This is a genomic window from Salipiger sp. ABF4_146 (assembly GCF_056161345.1).
On record NZ_JBSWYX010000006.1, the window covers coordinates 1 to 16,099 of the forward strand.

A 16,099-nucleotide genomic window follows, 5' to 3' on the forward strand; every position below is an offset into this window, starting at 1 on the left:
GGTGCCCGAGGACGGCTCGCGCATGGCGCTGCTGGAAACCGGCGAGGTGGACATCGTCGACCGCGTTCCGGCGGAATCCATCGACAGGATCTCCTGCCGCAAACCTCGCGCCACCGCGCCGTGCGATCCATACCGACCATGCGCTCGGTTCCCCCCGGCGGCCCGCCCGGGGCACACTCGCCGCATCGCAACAGGGAGAAGAGCATGGTGCCCAAGACGCTTGTGACCCCGCTGCTGGCGGCGCTCATCACCAGCGCGGCGATGGCGGCGGATGTGCCGAACCCGATGCAGCAGAGCGCCACGTGGCAGGACCTGCGCGGCGACATTATCGGCGGCGCAGAGCTTTACCCAGCGGAAGGCCTGTTCACCGTCGCGGCCCCCTACCGCGCCGAAGATGCCGCCACCGTGCCCGTGCATATCGTGCAGACCGATCCCGCCGCGACGATCACCGGGGCCACCGTGGTGGTCGACGAAAACCCCGCGCCGGTTGCCGGCACCTTCGCCTTCGGCCCTGCGATGGCACCGCTGGATTTCGAACTGCGGCTGCGGGTGAACCAATATTCCAACGTCCGGGTGATCGCCGAGACGGAGGACGGCCTGCACATGGACGGGCGCTTTGTGAAGGCCTCGGGCGGCTGCTCTGCCCCGGCCACCAAGGACCCGGAGGCGGCGCTGGCGGGGATGGGGCAGATGAAGCTGCGGCTGTTCGGGGCGGCGGAGCAGGTGCAGTCGACAGCCCGGCGCGAGGCGCAGATCCAGATCCGCCATCCCAATTACTCGGGGCTGCAGCGCGACCAGATCACCCAGCTGTTCATCCCGGCGCATTTCATCGACTGGCTGGAGGTCTGGCAAGGCGAAGAGCGGCTGTTCTCCATGCAGGGTGGCATTTCGATCTCGGAAAACCCGGCGTTTCGCTTCACCTATGCCGACAATGGCGCCGCAGCGCTGACGGTGAAGGCGCAGGACACCGAAGGCAACACATTCGAGAAGGTGCTGCCGAAGGCCGGTGGCTGAGGCGATGCCGCGCGCCCAGCCCCCGCCGCCGGAGGGGCGGCAGCGGGGGGCGCTTCGAGCCGTGTCGCGCAGCATGAAACAGCCGGCTCAGAAGAAGCAGACCACCTCGGCCTCGGCCTGTGCACGGCGCAGGTCGGCGACGATGGTGTTGGCGGCGACGGCGCTGTTGAACACCGCCATGCGCTCGCCGCCGGTGAGGCGCATCGACAGCACCGTCTCGGCCTCGACGTAGCGCTCGTAGGGCAGGATCGCGGCAATCTCGTCGATCGAACAGGCGCATTGCCGCAGCACCTGCCGGCTCTGGCCATTGCTGGCCATACAGCCAAAGACGTAATCGGCGCGCGCCTCGGTGGGGTAGTCATTGAGCCGCTCGGCCATGCTTTGCGCCGCTGCGACACCGGGCGCGCAGACCACAGTGCAGAGCGCCAGCGCGCGGGCGACGCGGCCGATCATTCTGCCACCGTCCCGGCAAAGCGCAGTTCGGACAGGTAGCCGCCCGCCGCGCCTTCGGCGTCCGGGGCCTCGGCCACGAAGCTCAGGTACCAGCCGGGCACCGCCTCCGACATGGTCACCCGCAGTTCCAGATCGCCAAAGCCCTGCATGCGGGCGGCGTTTGGGTCGCCTTCGAAGGGGCGCAGAGTGACGGTGCGGGTCTCGACGGTCTCACCGCCGACCTGCGCCGCGCCGGTTTCGATCTGCGCCGGCTCCACCAGCGCCTCCTTGACCCGGTTGCGAATGTAGTAGGGCGAGCCGCCGGCGGTTTCGGCCATGTCGCGGATCACCGTCTCGTAGAAATACATGATCATCGGGTTGCCGACGCTGGCCGGAAACGTGCCGAGGTTGCGATGCTTGCCGTCCTGCCGAAACTGCAGATGCGCGATCGGCGCCTGCCCGCTTTCATCGAACGACAGCGCAATCTCGCCGCTGTCGCGCGCCGCCGTCTCGGGCGCGGCACGGTTGCTGACCGCGCGGGTGTACTGCAGTTCGGCGTCGGCGCTGACATCGTCGAGCGTGCCTTGCTTGAACAGCAGCTCGTAGGTCTGCTCGGCCTCGGTGGTGGCTGCCCCGGCGGGCAGCGCGAGCGCCCCCAGCACGGCGATCAGGGCCAGTTTCCTGTGCATGGCGCATCTCCTCCCGCATGGTCTGCTATTGCGCAGCCTACCCCCCCTGCCCCGCCTGTCATTGCCGACTTTTGTCGGTGCCCGCGCCGACGCAGTCGGGCGGCGCACAGGGCGCATTGGCCGCACGGGGCGCCTTGCTGCGGCCAGCCCCCTACCCCTCCGGCGCCTGCCAGCGGGTCTTCCATTCGATCAGCGCGCGCAGCCGCGCCAGCTGCACCGGCTTGGTCAGGATCGAGAACCCCTGCGCCGCGCCTTTCTTAAGAAGGCTGTTGCCACGGTTGGCGGTGATCATGATCGCCGGCACCTGCACGCCGCAGGCCCGGCGGATCGCCGCGATGGCGTGATCGCCGGTCTCGTCGCCGTCGAGTTGGTAATCGGCGAGGATGATGTCAGGCGGCATGCCCATGTCGCGCACGTGCTGCAACGCCTCGTCGATGCCGCGCGCCGCCAGAACGCTGGCGCCCCATTGTTCGAGTTTCTGGCTGAAGGCGTAGAGCACATCGGGGTCGTTCTCGATCAGCAGCACGATGTGATCCATCTCCTGCGGTGCCACGCTGTCGCTGCCGCGCGAGTCCTCCGGCGCCGCCTGCCGCCCTTCGACCACCTCCATCTCGATGCTGAACACCGACCCGACGCCGGGCTTCGAGCGCACCCGCACGTGATGCCCCAATTGCCGACAGGTGCGGTCGACGATCGACAGACCCAAGCCCACGCCCGATCCCAAGGGCACATTGTCGGCGCGGGCGAACTCTTCGAAGATGCGCTTCTGATCCTTGCGGTTGATGCCGATGCCGGTGTCCCAGACCTGCAGTTCGACACGCGATCCGCGACGACGGCACCCGACCAGCACGCGCCCGCCGTCGGGCGTGTATTGCAGCGCGTTGACCACGAGGTTCTGGATCGAGCGCAGCAGGTAGACCGGATCGGAGCGCACGAAAACCATGCTGGGCACAACGTCGAGCCGCACGCCGCGGCGCTGTGCCACCGGGGTCTGATCCTCCCAGACGCTGCGCATCAAGGTGCCCAGACACAGTTCGGACGGGGTGAGCGAACGGTCGGCGCTTTCCAGCCGCGAGATGTCGAGCAGCGAGTGCAGCAGCTGCTCGATCGAATTGAACGACCCCTCGAGCCGTTCGACGGTGGGCGCAAAGCGGGTGCCCGAGGCGGAGTCGAGCAGCGTGGCGATCAGCAGCTTGGCGGCGTTGATCGGCTGCAGCAGATCGTGGCTGGCGGCGGCAAGGAAACGGGTCTTCGACGAGACCGCCGCCTCGGCGCGCTCCTTGGCCAGCCGCAATTCCTCTTCCACCCGCGCCTTCTGTTCGAACTGCTCGCGCAGCTGCGCGTTGGCGCGGGTCAGCTCGGCGGTGCGTTCGATCACCCGGTTCTCCAGCATCACCGTGGCGCGGGTTTCCAGCGTCACGTCCTTCAGCTCCAGCAGCACGCCGCCATCAGGCAGCCGGTGCGCGTGCAAATCCAGCATCCGCCCCGAGGCATGCCGCAGCCGCCGCCGCAGCCGGCCCTGCCGTTCCAGCCGGTCGAGCCAATGGGCGATGTCATGCTCGGCGGCCTCCGAGATCAGCCCGTGCTGCGCGACGAAATCCAGCAGGCGGCCAAGCTCGGTGCCCTTTTGCAAGATCGTGTAGGGCAGCCCCAGAAGCTGGCGGAACTGCTGGTTGTACATCATCACCTCGCCCTGCGGCGAGAAGGTGCACACCCCCGAGGTCATATTCTCGAACACCGCCTGCAGGTAGTCGGCGTGGCGGTCGATCAGGCTTTCCTTTTCCGAGCGATTGCGCCGCACGATCGGCGTCATCTCGGTGAGCAGCAGCACGAGGTTCTCGTCGCTGGTGCGCTGCAGGTTGACCTGATACCAGCGATCACCGGTCAGTTCGATCACCAGAGTGACCACCGCGGCCCCCCTGCCCCGCCGGGCCTGCGCCAGCGCGGTGTCGAAGCTGACCTCCACCGTCACCAGATGGCGGCTCTCGGCCATGGCCCCCAGACAGGCATCGATGCGCAGCCCGGGCTGCAGACGTTCAGAGATATCGGGCAGCAGCGTCTGGAAGATGTCGTTGCATACCTCCAGCCGTCCGCCGGTGAACAGCGCCACCCCGCCGTCCATCGCCGAAAGCGCATCGGCGAGGTTCTTGCGCATGCGCTGGGTGTCGTCGCGGGCGTGGCGCAGTTCGTCGGTGGTGCGCTCCAGATCGCGGGTCTTGGCCCAGACCTGCGCCTGCAGCGCGATGGCTGACTGGAACGCCCCATAGGCGCTGCTGCCGACCTCGTGCTGACGGTTGGCACGGCGCATCAGCGCGTCGATGATCCGGCCCTGCCGGGCAAGCTGCGTCTCCATCGGCTCTTCGGGGTCGATCATGCCAGCTCACGCCTCCCGGGATCGAAAAACGCCACGCCAACGAAGGTCTGGTTCACATGCACGCCGCAGTGCTGCTCGCCGTAGGTGTTGAAGCCCAGCACCCGGCGGCGGCGGAAAATCTCGCTGACCGCCGGGGCCAATTGTTTCTGCTCGATCTCCAGCTTGCGCAGCACGCAATCAAACCCGAGCACGAAATCCGGCGGCCCGCCTTCAGGCCCGCGCGTATCAAGCTCGGCCTCCAGCGTCTCGATGATCTCCTTGCCGCGCCCCAGCGTCAGGATAAGACCGTCGTCGATCGCCCCCAGAAAAGACAGCGCGTGACTGCCCGGAACGCTGTGGATCGCGCGCACATGGTAGTTCATGTTCTGCCGCACCAGCATCGGGTTCTCGGCAAACACCTGCGGCGACAGCCGCTCGACCGGACAACCGACGATGCGCGCGTATTCCAGCGCCGCCGGGGCGCCGTTGATTTCGAACACCAGCCGCTCTTCGGGCAGCGCGTGGGTGACCACCACCTGCCGGTCGGTGGGCAGGAAATGGTCAAAGCCGAGGCCTTGGAACTCGAGGTCGGTTTCAACCATAAGGAGAATCGCGGAATTGCTGTGGAACCGCCCCTCATGCAGTACGAAGGTCTCTTCGAAGGCCAGATTGTCCCCCGCCGAGCCGCCAAACACCGGCACCTCGCCAAGCGCCGCCTCCAGCGTGGCGACCAGCATCTCCTCTTGCTTGGCCAGCCCGTCAGCAAAAATCAGTGCCAGCCGGTTCCACCCGGCGGTGCGGCGGAACCGGGCGGCGTGATTGCGCACCTCGGCGGCGATGGATTTCATCTCCAGCGGTTTCAGCGGCGAGATCAGCATCGAGGCGCAGCGGAAGTGCTCGCGCGGGAACGCCAGCAACAGCAGCGCGCCGGTCTCGTAGCCTTCGGTGGTGATCGTCCCGGCGGTGGTGCAGCCGAACACCGGCACCCCGCCCGAGCCCGCATCAAGCGCAGCGGCCACCGCGTCCGGCGCCAGCCCATCGGGCAGAAACGCAAGGATGAAGCAGGTCTCGCTGAGATCGAGCGCCGCCAGCGCCTCGGTCACGGCGGCGGCGGCCTCGGACTTGTGCGAAACGGCGATGCGGATGAAGCGGGGCAGCTGGCCGTCGGGCGCCATTCCGGTCGGCGGCTCAGCGGCTCAGGAAGGCCTGCGCGTCGGCATCCGCCGCGCCGATCGCCGTGGCCGGCTGCGAGCTTTCCACCAGCACCGCCGCCTGCGTCCGGTTCTGCACCCCGAGCCGCCGCAACAGCGCGGTGATATGCGCCTTCACCGTGGCCTCGGCCAGATCAAGCTCATAGGCGATCTGCTTGTTCGGCTTGCCCGCGCAGATCAGCTTCATGATGCGTTTCTGCTGCGGCGTCAGTTCGGCCAGCTTTGGATGCATCGCTTCGAACGGCGTCTCTTCGGCGGGGTCGATCACCGCGCGCCCGGCGTAGCCCGAATGCACATAGGTCCGGCCCGACGCGATCTCGCGCAGCGCCTGTCGCAGCACCGCCGTCGGCGCGTCCTTGGGAAGAAAGCCCGCCGCGCCCTCCTCCATCAGCGCCTGCACCACCTGCGCCGAGGTCAGCGACGAGATGACCAGCACCGGGGTTTCCGGCAGCGCCTCGCGCAGTTTCTGAAAGCCCGAGATGCCGCACACATCCGGCAGCTTGAGATCGAACATCACCAGATCGGGCGCGACCCCCTGCGCCAGCAGATCAAGCGCGGCGCCCAGCGTTGGCGCCTGTGACGGCTGACAATCGGGAAACGCCATCCGAAGCGCCGTAGCCAGCGCGTCGCTGTACAGCGGGTGATCATCGACGATCAGGACAGAACCGATCGTGCCCGATGCAGCCGCATCTTGCATGTCTTTCATTGAACTCTCCTCCCGCTTTGACGTTAGCGCATGAAATTTCTTTCGCGCAATGGTGTAATTCCCCGGCGTCAGCGCGGCCCGCCGCGACGGGCGGAAAGCCGCACCCCGGAAAATGGCACCTGATAGAACACGCGCGGCACCCCCGCGGTCTGCCGCGGCGGTGCCAGCCGGATCAGCGTTGCAAACGGCGTTATGCCAGCGCCCCATTCTGCTTGGCCACATGGGTGGCGATCGCATCCATCAGCGGTGGCGACAGGCAGTCATAGGGCTCCAGCCCCAGTTCGCGCAGCCGTCCGCGGATGTCATCCATCCGCGCCGGATCGACCCCCGACTCGATGATCGACGAGACGAAGGCGGCGAACTCGGCCGGGGCCCAACCGCCATCGGAGGAAAGCTCGGTATGCACGAAGTCCAGCCCGTGGAACGGATGACCGGTGTCCTCGATCCGCCCATACATGTGCACGCCACAGCCGCTGCACGCGTGGCGCTGGATCGCCGCCGAGGGATCGACCACCTGCAGCTTGTCCTCGTTCTCGGTCACCGCGACCTGATCACGGCTGACAACGGCGATCTGACTGAACACCGCGCCATCGGGTTTCCAGCATTTGGTGCAGCCGCAGACATGGTTGTGGGCGGTCTGCGCGCCGACCTTCACCACCACCGGATCACTGGCGCAGCGACACTTGAGCGTGCCGCCCGCGAACCCCGGGTTCGCAGGCGAGATGCCATTGTCGACCTGCGGGTGAATTTTCACATGCGTATAGCGCGGCTCTGCCGCGTCCTCGTCACCACCGAATATCTTGTCGAGAATTCCCATTCTTTTTGCTCCTCCCAAGCGGGCGCAGCGGTCTGACGCGCCTGTATCAAGGGTGCGACCGCGACAGCGGGCTGGCAATTGCACCATTGGTATCGGCTTCGGGATTGAAACGGCACGGCCTGAACGGACCGGATTGTCAGCCGTCCGGCTCAGATACAGCGGCCTCCGGGCACCGACTGCAGGGCGCGCGACAGGTAGGCCGCCGTGTGCTCGGGCGGCAGATTGGCGTCCAGCGCCAGCAGGCCGCGCGCTGGCGGACACTCGGGATCGGCACCGTCGGTCACATGCAGCAGCCGCAGAAGATGTGCCCGCGACAGCGCCTCGATCCGCGCCGAAAGGCCCTTGCCGGGTATCTCGAACCCCGAGGCGATGACCAGCGCGGCACCGGGAGAGGCAAAGCCGTCGAGCGCGCAAAGTGCCTGCGTCAGCGGCGGGTCTTCGAACTGCCCGGCCAGCGCCAGCCCTTCGGCGAGGTCATGCGCCTGCACCAGCCCGTCGATCACCCGCGCCATGCCCTCGGCGCCATAGGCGGGGGAGATCAGCACCGGCGCACCGGCGCCAAGGGCCAGCAGCGCGACCCAGCCGCCATCGAGGCAAACCCGCCATCCGATCAGCGCCAGCGCTTCGGCAGCGGCCACAGACCGGAAGGCCCGCAGTTGGCCGCGTAGCATCGAAGGCCGGAAATCCGCCACCAATACGGCGCCGGGTAGAGTGCCGGGGTGCCAAGGTCCAAATGCGTCCTGCGCGGTGCGGCGCAGCGCAGCGAGTTCGGTGGCCTGCAGGCTTGCGCCGGGGATGTGCAGGGAAGCTGTCATCGCAAAATCCTCGGACGGGGGGTGGCCGGATGCATCAGGGGTCTCTGCGCTTGTGTCGTGTCGTGGGTGGTGGACAGCAGTCTAGGCCTGCTGACAGGGGGCTGAAACACAGCCCAAGGTCGCAGGTCAGCGTTGTCAGCCGGACGTGTCAGGGCCGCATTTTGCAACCAACTGAAAACACGCCGATTTTCAAATTGTCAGCTGACAATTTTCCGCTGAACCCTTCCGCGACAGCGCGCCGAGCATGCTGGAGACCGAAAAGACCCCGTTTCGGGCGATTTGTGTCAGCCGTCTGAGGTAGGCTCCGGGCTTGCGGATCTCCGCGTGCCGGTCGAGCAGACACAGCAGCACCGCCGCAGCGCGTTCCGCGCCCATGATGCGCTGCGCTTCGTGCAACACTGGCGGGTCGATCCCCATCATCGGCGCAAGCCTCTGGGTCATCGCGATCAACTCGTGCCAGCTGCGCGGCTTTTCAGGGAAGAAGGCTTGGTACTCGCGGCAGGTGTCGGTGATCTGCGGAAGGCTGATCTCGTCTTTCTCAGCAATGCGATCCTGATCCGCTGGCGCCACCTGTGAAGGCTGGGCGCTTACAGAGTCAGAAAAGGATCTATCTGTTTCTTGTATGTGCCGCTCATTTTGGCTGTTGCTGCCGCTCATTTGCGGTGTCGTGGGACTGGCTTCCAGAGCCTCGGGGCAGGGCGTGTCGACCGGTTGCGCCGCGTCGAGACGGGCGATCATCCCGGCCAGCGTGTCCTCCGAGACCTTGCGGCGCAGCAGCAGACGGGCCTCTTCCAGCAGCGGTGTGTCGCCATCCGGCCCAAGGTCGCACAGACGCTGGCGCAACAGGCCAAGCCGGGCGCGCAGGACCGCGACGCGTTCGCGGCGCGCTTCGGCATCTGCCACCGCGCGGCTGATGGTGTCGGCGTGGCGGGCGAGGGGGGAAAGATCGAAGCCAAAGGCGATGCCGATCTGCGCGCCGCAGCGCCGGGCATAGCGCTTGCCGTTGGGGCTGTCGTGACGGCTGACAATACCGCTTTCGACAAGCTTTGCCAGATGCCGGCGCAGGGTGCTTTCGGGCATCCCGGAAAGCCGCTCGGACAGCACCCGGTTTGAGGGAAAGACGATCGCGCCCTCGCAGGGCAGCTCGCGGTCGGGCCAGAAGGTCAGAAGCGCCTTCAGCACCGAAAGCGGGCGGTGTCCGAGACCGAAGTCTTCGGACGCAAGTGTAAGGTCGCGCAGCAGCGCCCACTTGTCATGGGTGCCGGCCTGCGCCGTCAGGCAAGCCGAGATTGGCCGCCCGACAGGCTGTCGGGACGTCTCCAGCATATATTTTTCACGAAAGACAACAAAATTCCTGCCCCACACCGTGATGCGGAGTTGACAGGGAACGGCTCTGGCGGCTAACTCAAATTGCTACTTTCGAGAAGGGCCTTCCGGGATCCGTCCTGGGGGGCTTTTCTTTTTTCTGTCGCCTGTCCTCTCGTGCCTCCGTTGTTTTTCTACTGCTCTCAGTCTTCCGACCGGGTGCTTTGCCAGCGGTCGTGAAGGTCTTGGATGATTTCTTCGGCGCGGGCGTCGAGCCAGCGATCGAAACCATCAGCTGTTTTTGACGGCACCGTCAGGGTCAGGCCCCGCGCGGTGCTGCGAATTTCGGCCAGCGCCGTGCCATCGGTGGCGCGCAGGCTGCGCGGACGCGGGGCAGGGGGCTTGGCGACGGTGGTCTTGCGCTGCGTGGCACCATAGACCGCATCGAAACGGGCGTCGGAATCGAGCCCGTCGAAGCCGGGCTCGCGCATCGCCTCTTCGGCGCGGGCGCTTGCCGCCTCGTCCTGTAGAATTTTCGCCAGCGCCATCCAGCGGTCGCGCCCGATGCCGGGGGCCGAACCGATGCGGCGCAGGAAGGGCAGCGAGAACGCCGTGCCCACCTTCAGCATACGGCTGACCATCGGCAGATCGATCGACAGCGCCGCCGCGATTGTCTGCCGTTCATAGCCCGAGTCCTGCAGCTGCGCCGCGAAACTGGCCTTTTCGATGAAGCTAAGGTCTTGCCGAGAGGTGTTTTCCTGCCCCTGCGCCATGACCAGCGCGTGGTCGTCAAGCTGGCGGACCATCGCCTTGACCTTCATGCCCAGCTCGCGCAGGGCGCCAAGGCGGCGGCGACCGTAAACGATCTCGAAGCGGCCGTTCTGCGTGGGATGCGGGCGCAAAAGCACCGGAACCTGCTGACCGTAGGTCTGCAGGCTCTCTTTCAACTGGCCCTGCGCCTCGGGATCGAGCCCGAGGCGGTCTTCGAAACCGGCGTCATCGATAAGCTCGGCGTCGATCTCCTGAACCGCGTTTTCCTGCAGCTTCGACAGCGAGCTTTGCAGCGCGCCGACCGCACCGCGCGGCATCATCCGCGATTCAGCCGCCGTCGGTTTTCGCTCTGTGCCGCCGCCCAGTGTCGAGATCCGTGGTTCCAAAATGCCCTTGCGTGCCATCAGCGTCCCCATGCTTTCTGAATGAGAGACTCGACCTCATCGTTGACCTGATTGAGTGAATCCACCGCCCGGTCGTAGGTGTTGCGGTGGAACTGCGAGCGGTCGACCTCGTAGAGCGTCTGCGTGGTCAGGCCGGCGTCTGAAATCGCGGTCGATTTCAGCATCGCCGAGACCATGACCTCTTCGCCGAACAGCTGTCGCAGGAAGGCCACCACCTGCTGCTGCGGGCCGTCGTTGGGCTCGTAGCGGTTGATCAGGAAGCGCAGGAAATCGAACTCCATGCTTGCCCCGGCGTTCGACACGACGTCGAGCAGATCGGCACTCATCTGCAGGAATTGCGCCATCGAGGCGATATCCAGCATGTTGGGCACGATGGTGATCAGCACCCCGGTCGAGGCGCAAAGCGCCGACATCGTCAGATAGCCAAGCTGCGGCGGGCAGTCGAAGATGATCACGTCGTAATCGGCTTCGACCTCCTGCAGCGCGGCGGCCATCCGGGCAAAGAACGGCGGCTGCATGTTGTTCATCAGCGCCTGCGGCGTCTCATGCTCAAACTCCTGCAGGATCAGCCCCGCCGGCGCCAGATCGATGCCGGTGAAATAGGTTTTCTGCACGATCTGCGAGAGCGGCACAGGGTCGTCGTAGCGGATCGCGTCATAGATCGTGCCGGAATGCAGGAAATCATACTCGGGGCGGTAGCCGAACAGGGTCGTCAGCGAGGCCTGCGGGTCGATATCGACCGCCAGCACGCGATAGCCCTTCAGCGCCAGCCGCTGCGCGGTGTGGATCGAGCTGGTGGTCTTGCCCGAGCCGCCCTTGAAGTTCAGGAAGGACAGCACCTGCACCTTGTCGCCCTCGCGGCGCCCGCGCAGATATGTGCCCTTGGTCTTGGCGGTGCTGTCGAGAATCTTGCGGATCTCGAGCAGATCATCCCCGGAATAGTGTCTTCTTCCGCCCGGCGTGGTATGCACCTCGGGCACGCGGCCTTCGAAATGCAGCTTGCGCAGAAAGCTCGGAGAGATGCCAAGCAGTTCGGCCGCTTCTCCGGCGGAGAAACGGCGCAATTCCTTTCGCGCATCGGGGGCGAAGACCTTGAGCATATGGTCTTCGAGCGCCGCGCTGATCGCTTCGGCGTTCTCCCGCACGCGGGCGTTGATGTGAATCGGTTCCGCCACTGCTGCCCTCATTTTCGGTAACGCTGTTTTCCGCCAGCGCTTTTATTACCGTTTCTTTACGCAAGAGAGGGCGTAGTTGTCCACAGATTCCTGCGGCTCCGGGGCAGGGGGGTGTCTGCGATATCTTGCGGAGCTTCAGGCAATGCGCGCAAGAGGCTCGTTAACAGTTTGAAATTAAAGTAAAAGGCGAATTCATGTGGGCGTAGGGGCGGTGTTGCGCAATTTCAAGGCGAACCGCAGGGATCGGCGCAAAGACGACGCAGCGTGTCGAATCGTGAGGGCGGGCGACTCGGAGCCTAACAGGCTCTAATCGGGGATGATTCCGCGCAGCCAGACTCACTCGGCGGGTTCGGGGAGCGGCTTGCCGGGGGCACTGCGGTGGATCATCGGCGCCGCGGCGGCGCTGGCATGGGCTTCGGCGCGGGCCTGAAGGTCGACATGATGCGGAGATTTGACGCAGACCGGATCCGTGGCCGCCGGATCGCCCGCAAGCGCCATCGCCTGACACCGGCAGCCCCCGAAATCGACCGTTTTGCGCGCGCACGAGCGGCATGGCTCCTGCATCCAATCTGTCCCGCGATAGGCGTTGAAGGCCGCGCTGCCGGTCCAGATCTCGGCCAGCGGACGGTCCCGCACAGTGTCGAAGGTCAGATGCGGGATGCTCTGTGCCGCGTGGCAGGGCAGCACCTGACCATCGGGCGCGACGTTGAGCCCGGTGGAGCCCCAGCCGCCCATGCACCGCTTGGGATACTGCGAATGGTAGTCGGCGGGCACATAGTCGATCACCAGCCGCCCTTTGAGACGGTTGCGCGCCTCGGCGACGATGCGCGTCGCCGCTTCGGCCTGCGCGCGGGTCGGCATCAGCGCGTCGCGGTTCTTCAGGGCCCAGCCGTGGAACTGCACCGTCGCCACCTCGATGCGCCGCGCGCCCATCTCCAGCGCCATCTCCAGCGCGCGCGGCAATTGGTGCAGGTTGCGCCGGTGCAGCACCGCGTTGAGCGTCAGCGGAACGCCGATCTGCCCGATCCACCCGGCGACCTGCAGCTTGCGGGCAAAGCCGCCGCGATAGCCGCCGATCTCGTCGGCCATCTCGGGGGTGGCGCCCTGCAGGCTGAGCTGGATGTGATCGAGCCCGACCGCGTCGAGCGCGCGCAGCCGCCGCTCGGTCAGGCCAATGCCCGAGGTGATGAGGTTGGTGTAGAGCCCTGCCTCCCGCGCGGCGCGCACCAGCTCCTCGAGATCGCGGCGGGTGGCGGGCTCGCCGCCCGAAAGATGGAGTTGCAGCACGCCGAGATCCGCCGCCTCGCGGAACACCCGCGCCCATGTGGCGGTGTCCAGCTCGCTGTCCTGTCGCGTCAGTTCGACCGGGTTCGAACAATAGGGGCACGACAGCGGGCAGCGGTGGGTGAGCTCGGCCAGCATGGCGATGGGGGCGGCGGGCGTGGTTTTCGGCGGGGCGTCTTGGGTCATGGCGGGCCTTTGATCTGCGGAAGGCCCGTGGTCGGCGCCGGGCCGTGCGTATTTGGAAAGAGAAGAAGCGGCTCATGGGGAGAGGTCGAGGAAGCGGCGGGCGTGCAGGGCTTGGAGGAAGCCCGCGGCATCGGTGGCGATTTGTTCGGGCGGGGCGGCGTAGCGCGCGGCGAGGGTGGCGGTGATCTCGGCGAAGCTGCGGATGCCATCGATTTCCGACAGGATCGCGTGGGCGATCGGGTCGAGGGTGACCGCGCGCTCGGGGGCGAGCAGCACCCAGCCGCCGCGCACCCGGTCGTGGTGCAGCCGTACGCCGCGGGGCAGGGCGGGAACGGCGCAAGGCTCCATCACGCCGCCGCCGCGCCGGGCGCCAGCCCCTCGCCGGGGCGCCAGGCGCCGGGCGGGATGCGGGCGGGGGCGACATAGGCGCCCCAGAGCGCGTCGAGCTGGGACCACAGTACATCGGTCTTGAAGATCAGCGCCTGCGCCGCCTGTTCCTGCTTTTCGGCGGTGTCGGCGTTGCCCAGCACCCAGGCGAGGCCGAAGGCGACGTCTTTCGGGGCTTCTGTCAGCCGGTTGCGGAAATAGCTCAGCGCCGCGTCATCGGCGAAGGCGTAATTCTGCAGGAGCCCCTCGATACGTGTGGCGTGGATTTTCGGCGCGAACAGTTCGGTGAGCGAGGCGGCGACCGCTTCGAGCAGGCTCTTGTCGCGCACGAAGCGCACATAGGCGTCGACGGCAAAACGGGTGGCAGGCAGCACGCCCGCGCAGGAGGCGACATAGTCGCGGTCGAGCCCCACCGCATCGGCCAGCCGCAGCCAGCGGCGGATGCCGCCCTCGTTGGTGTCAGTGCCGTCGTGATCTTCGATCCGCGCGCGCCAGGCGCGGCGCAGATCCGGATCGGTGACGCGCGACATGAAGGCGGCGTCTTTCATCGGGATCGCTTGCTGGTAGTAGTAGCGGTTGATTACCCAGGCCCGGACCTCGTCGGGGCTGCAGCCGCCGCCGTGCAGCCGGGCGTGGAACGGGTGCAGATCGTGGTACCGCGTCGCGCCGATGTGGCGCAGCCGGGCTTCGAACTCGGCGCGGGAAAGGGGGGCGGCGTGTGTCATGCGGTCAGCTCCGTTCCATCTTGTCCGATGATCCAGCCCGCCGCTTCGGCCTCGGCCCGTTCGGGCGCGCCGGGGCGCAGCACCGGGTTGGTGTTGTTCATATGCACAAAGACCTTGGCGGTGACATCGAGCCCCTCGAAGGCGGCGATCGAGCCCGCCGCGCCACTCATCGACATATGGCCCATGCGGCGGCCGGTCTTGGCCCCGAGCCCGGCGGCGACCATCTCGTCGTCGCGCCAGAGCGTGCCGTCAAAGAGCACCAGAGCGGCGCCGCTGAGGCGCGCGCGCAGCGGCGCGTCGAGCCGGGCGCAGCCGGGGATGTAATAGGCGCGGGTTTCGCCGGAGGTCAGTTCGACGCCGACGGTCTGCTCGCCCATCAGGTCGGTCTGCAGCTCGCCGCCCGCCATCGCGCCGCCCTCCATGTAGAGCGGCACCTTGCCCGGCACGGCAAAGAGCGTGGCGTGAAGACCGGGGGCGATTTCGGCGCGCTGTTCCAGCGCCAGCGTGGCGCGGGTCACCACTTTCGGGTTGAGCGCCGAGAACACCGGGTTCGCGGCGATCACCTCATGGATGCCGGGCGTGGCGTAGAGCGTGAAGGGCTGCATCTCGCGCAGGGTCAGCAGGCCAGCCACATGGTCGATGTCGCCATTGGTCAGTAGCACCGAACGCAGCGGCAGATCGCGCAGACCGGTGGGGTGCAGCGCCGGGGTGGCGGCCAGCTGTGCGCGGATGTCCGGCGAGGCGTTGAGGATCGCCCAGTCCGTTCCGTTCGCCGAGACGGCCAGCGAACTTTGGGTCTGGGCGGGGATGTCGCCTGCACGGGCCATCCGGCAGTTTTCGCAGCCGCAATTCCATTGCGGCAGGCCGCCCCCGGCAGCAGCGCCAAGGATGTGCGCGCGGATCCCTTGCATCACGTTCTCCGCGCGCGGCCGATCAGAACAACACGCCGTCGTCGTGATCGGGTCCGTACATGTTGATTTCCATGCCGCATTCGATTTCGCGGATCACCGGCTTCGTCCAGGCCATCTCAATCTCCTCCATTCGCGGGTTGCGATGGGATCACTGTGGCAAGCCGGACCGGCGGCGGGCGAGTCTTATAATCTAAGAGCCGCCTAGACCAAGGTCGGTGCCACTGCGCAGCGGTGCCACGCCGGTGAGGCAAAAGCCGCGCTGGCGCTGCGTGGCGATCTCGAAGCCGAAGTCGGTGGCTGGGCGCAGTTTCTTGCGCAGATAACCGATATAGACGTCGACCACGTTTTCCGAGCGGCTCTCGCCGGCCCAGAGCCGGTCGAAGATCTCGCCTCGGGTGAGCGGTGTGCCGGCATGGGCGGCGAGCAGCGAGAGCAGCGCGAACTCGCGCTCTGTCAGTTGCGCGTCGCGGCTGCCGGCGGTGATGCGGCGGTCGGTGGCGTCGAGCCGCGCCGGGGCGGGGCGGGTCGCGGCGACGCGGCGCTGCTGCACCTGCAGCCGCGCGACCAGCTCGTCGAAGGAGAAGGGTTTGACCACGTAGTCATCCGCCCCGGCCTCGAGCCCGGCAGCCCGGTGCTCGACCTCGCAGAGCGCCGAGAGCATGACGACGGGCAACTGCGCGCCCGCCTCGCGCGCGGCGCGGACCAGCGCGAGGCCGCTGTCGGCGCCGAGCATGACGTCGATCACCGCCGCGTCGAAACGCTGGCTGGCCGGGCCGGTCAGTTCGGGCAGGGCGGTGGCGGCGCGGTTGCGGGTTTCGACCGCGTAGCCGTGCAGCGCCAGACCGCGCGCCAGCGCAGAGCAGATCTCGGGGTCGTCATCGACGACGAGGAGACGGGCGGGCTGGGGCATGGCT

The 16,099-nt window shown here is 66.9% G+C and carries 17 protein-coding genes; 1 reads left to right on the forward strand and 16 read right to left on the reverse strand.

Annotated elements, in window-relative coordinates:
* Positions 1 to 204 precede the first annotated feature (204 nt).
* On the forward strand, positions 205 to 1,014 hold the full coding sequence (locus ACXAJT_RS09995; protein ID WP_475234889.1) for a quinoprotein dehydrogenase-associated SoxYZ-like carrier: 810 nt from the start codon (positions 205 to 207) through the stop codon (positions 1,012 to 1,014).
* An 87-nt stretch (positions 1,015 to 1,101) separates the two neighbouring features.
* On the opposite strand, the gene ACXAJT_RS10000 is transcribed toward ACXAJT_RS09995, so the two are convergent.
* The 16 genes from ACXAJT_RS10000 to ACXAJT_RS10075 form a co-directional block, all read right to left on the reverse strand.
* Positions 1,102 to 1,467, reverse strand: a complete 366-nt coding sequence (locus ACXAJT_RS10000) for a hypothetical protein (protein ID WP_475234892.1) — start codon at positions 1,465 to 1,467, stop codon at positions 1,102 to 1,104.
* Entirely contained in the window at positions 1,464 to 2,135 is a 672-nt protein-coding gene (locus tag ACXAJT_RS10005) for a hypothetical protein (protein ID WP_475234895.1), read from the reverse strand. Before ACXAJT_RS10005 ends, ACXAJT_RS10000 begins: the two co-directional genes overlap by 4 nt.
* 151 nt (positions 2,136 to 2,286) lie before the next feature.
* Positions 2,287 to 4,509 carry a sensor histidine kinase gene (locus ACXAJT_RS10010; protein ID WP_475234896.1) on the reverse strand — a complete coding sequence of 741 codons (2,223 nt, stop codon included), beginning with the start codon at positions 4,507 to 4,509 and terminating at the stop codon, positions 2,287 to 2,289.
* On the reverse strand, positions 4,506 to 5,663 hold the full coding sequence (locus ACXAJT_RS10015) for an FIST N-terminal domain-containing protein (RefSeq protein ID WP_475234897.1): 1,158 nt from the start codon (positions 5,661 to 5,663) through the stop codon (positions 4,506 to 4,508). The genes ACXAJT_RS10010 and ACXAJT_RS10015 overlap by 4 nt, the downstream gene beginning before the upstream one ends.
* A 13-nt stretch (positions 5,664 to 5,676) precedes the next feature.
* Positions 5,677 to 6,405, reverse strand: a complete 729-nt coding sequence (locus tag ACXAJT_RS10020) for a LuxR C-terminal-related transcriptional regulator (protein WP_475234902.1) — start codon at positions 6,403 to 6,405, stop codon at positions 5,677 to 5,679.
* 190 nt (positions 6,406 to 6,595) lie between these two features.
* Complete coding sequence (gene gfa, locus ACXAJT_RS10025) at positions 6,596 to 7,222, reverse strand: S-(hydroxymethyl)glutathione synthase (protein ID WP_475234903.1); 627 nt, start codon at positions 7,220 to 7,222, stop codon at positions 6,596 to 6,598.
* A gap of 149 nt (positions 7,223 to 7,371) precedes the next feature.
* Entirely contained in the window at positions 7,372 to 8,037 is a 666-nt protein-coding gene (locus ACXAJT_RS10030; RefSeq protein WP_475234904.1) for a DUF58 domain-containing protein, read from the reverse strand.
* A gap of 189 nt (positions 8,038 to 8,226) precedes the next feature.
* Positions 8,227 to 9,363 (reverse strand): plasmid replication protein RepC, encoded by a 1,137-nt coding sequence (repC, locus tag ACXAJT_RS10035; RefSeq protein WP_475234905.1) that lies wholly within the window; start codon positions 9,361 to 9,363, stop codon positions 8,227 to 8,229.
* 182 nt (positions 9,364 to 9,545) lie between these two features.
* Positions 9,546 to 10,517: a plasmid partitioning protein RepB gene (gene repB, locus ACXAJT_RS10040; RefSeq protein WP_475234907.1), complete on the reverse strand. Its 972-nt coding sequence runs from the start codon at positions 10,515 to 10,517 to the stop codon at positions 9,546 to 9,548.
* Positions 10,517 to 11,704, reverse strand: coding sequence for a plasmid partitioning protein RepA (gene repA, locus ACXAJT_RS10045; RefSeq protein ID WP_475234909.1), 1,188 nt, complete (start codon positions 11,702 to 11,704; stop codon positions 10,517 to 10,519). The genes repB and repA overlap by 1 nt, the downstream gene beginning before the upstream one ends.
* Before the next feature lie 324 nt (positions 11,705 to 12,028).
* Positions 12,029 to 13,162, reverse strand: a complete 1,134-nt coding sequence (pqqE, locus tag ACXAJT_RS10050) for a pyrroloquinoline quinone biosynthesis protein PqqE (protein ID WP_475234910.1) — start codon at positions 13,160 to 13,162, stop codon at positions 12,029 to 12,031.
* Between the two features lie 72 nt (positions 13,163 to 13,234).
* Positions 13,235 to 13,510, reverse strand: a complete 276-nt coding sequence (gene pqqD, locus ACXAJT_RS10055; RefSeq protein ID WP_475235346.1) for a pyrroloquinoline quinone biosynthesis peptide chaperone PqqD — start codon at positions 13,508 to 13,510, stop codon at positions 13,235 to 13,237.
* On the reverse strand, positions 13,510 to 14,274 hold the full coding sequence (gene pqqC / locus ACXAJT_RS10060) for a pyrroloquinoline-quinone synthase PqqC (protein ID WP_475234912.1): 765 nt from the start codon (positions 14,272 to 14,274) through the stop codon (positions 13,510 to 13,512). Before pqqC ends, pqqD begins: the two co-directional genes overlap by 1 nt.
* Complete coding sequence (pqqB, locus tag ACXAJT_RS10065; protein ID WP_475234913.1) at positions 14,271 to 15,185, reverse strand: pyrroloquinoline quinone biosynthesis protein PqqB; 915 nt, start codon at positions 15,183 to 15,185, stop codon at positions 14,271 to 14,273. Before pqqB ends, pqqC begins: the two co-directional genes overlap by 4 nt.
* A 22-nt stretch (positions 15,186 to 15,207) precedes the next feature.
* The gene (gene pqqA / locus ACXAJT_RS10070; protein WP_066111709.1) at positions 15,208 to 15,300 is read right to left on the reverse strand and encodes a pyrroloquinoline quinone precursor peptide PqqA; all 93 of its coding nucleotides are present in this window, start codon (positions 15,298 to 15,300) and stop codon (positions 15,208 to 15,210) included.
* A gap of 75 nt (positions 15,301 to 15,375) precedes the next feature.
* Positions 15,376 to 16,095 (reverse strand): response regulator transcription factor, encoded by a 720-nt coding sequence (locus ACXAJT_RS10075; protein WP_475234915.1) that lies wholly within the window; start codon positions 16,093 to 16,095, stop codon positions 15,376 to 15,378.
* Positions 16,096 to 16,099 lie beyond the last annotated feature (4 nt).

Excerpts from the sequence above, each read along its gene's own strand:
- gfa (WP_475234903.1), bottom strand. The coding sequence starts at position 7,222 with ATGGGAATTCTCGACAAGATATTCGGTGGTGACGAGGACGCGGCAGAG.
- pqqD (WP_475235346.1), bottom strand. The coding sequence starts at position 13,510 with ATGGAGCCTTGCGCCGTTCCCGCCCTGCCCCGCGGCGTACGGCTGCAC.
- repA (WP_475234909.1), bottom strand. The coding sequence starts at position 11,704 with ATGAGGGCAGCAGTGGCGGAACCGATTCACATCAACGCCCGCGTGCGG.
- ACXAJT_RS10030 (WP_475234904.1), bottom strand. The coding sequence starts at position 8,037 with ATGACAGCTTCCCTGCACATCCCCGGCGCAAGCCTGCAGGCCACCGAA.
- repB (WP_475234907.1), bottom strand. The coding sequence starts at position 10,517 with ATGGCACGCAAGGGCATTTTGGAACCACGGATCTCGACACTGGGCGGC.
- ACXAJT_RS10010 (WP_475234896.1), bottom strand. The coding sequence starts at position 4,509 with ATGATCGACCCCGAAGAGCCGATGGAGACGCAGCTTGCCCGGCAGGGC.
- ACXAJT_RS10005 (WP_475234895.1), bottom strand. The coding sequence starts at position 2,135 with ATGCACAGGAAACTGGCCCTGATCGCCGTGCTGGGGGCGCTCGCGCTG.
- ACXAJT_RS09995 (WP_475234889.1), top strand. The coding sequence starts at position 205 with ATGGTGCCCAAGACGCTTGTGACCCCGCTGCTGGCGGCGCTCATCACC.
- pqqE (WP_475234910.1), bottom strand. The coding sequence starts at position 13,162 with ATGACCCAAGACGCCCCGCCGAAAACCACGCCCGCCGCCCCCATCGCC.
- pqqC (WP_475234912.1), bottom strand. The coding sequence starts at position 14,274 with ATGACACACGCCGCCCCCCTTTCCCGCGCCGAGTTCGAAGCCCGGCTG.
- ACXAJT_RS10000 (WP_475234892.1), bottom strand. The coding sequence starts at position 1,467 with ATGATCGGCCGCGTCGCCCGCGCGCTGGCGCTCTGCACTGTGGTCTGC.
- pqqA (WP_066111709.1), bottom strand. The coding sequence starts at position 15,300 with ATGGCCTGGACGAAGCCGGTGATCCGCGAAATCGAATGCGGCATGGAA.
- ACXAJT_RS10075 (WP_475234915.1), bottom strand. The coding sequence starts at position 16,095 with ATGCCCCAGCCCGCCCGTCTCCTCGTCGTCGATGACGACCCCGAGATC.
- ACXAJT_RS10020 (WP_475234902.1), bottom strand. The coding sequence starts at position 6,405 with ATGAAAGACATGCAAGATGCGGCTGCATCGGGCACGATCGGTTCTGTC.
- repC (WP_475234905.1), bottom strand. The coding sequence starts at position 9,363 with ATGCTGGAGACGTCCCGACAGCCTGTCGGGCGGCCAATCTCGGCTTGC.
- ACXAJT_RS10015 (WP_475234897.1), bottom strand. The coding sequence starts at position 5,663 with ATGGCGCCCGACGGCCAGCTGCCCCGCTTCATCCGCATCGCCGTTTCG.
- pqqB (WP_475234913.1), bottom strand. The coding sequence starts at position 15,185 with ATGCAAGGGATCCGCGCGCACATCCTTGGCGCTGCTGCCGGGGGCGGC.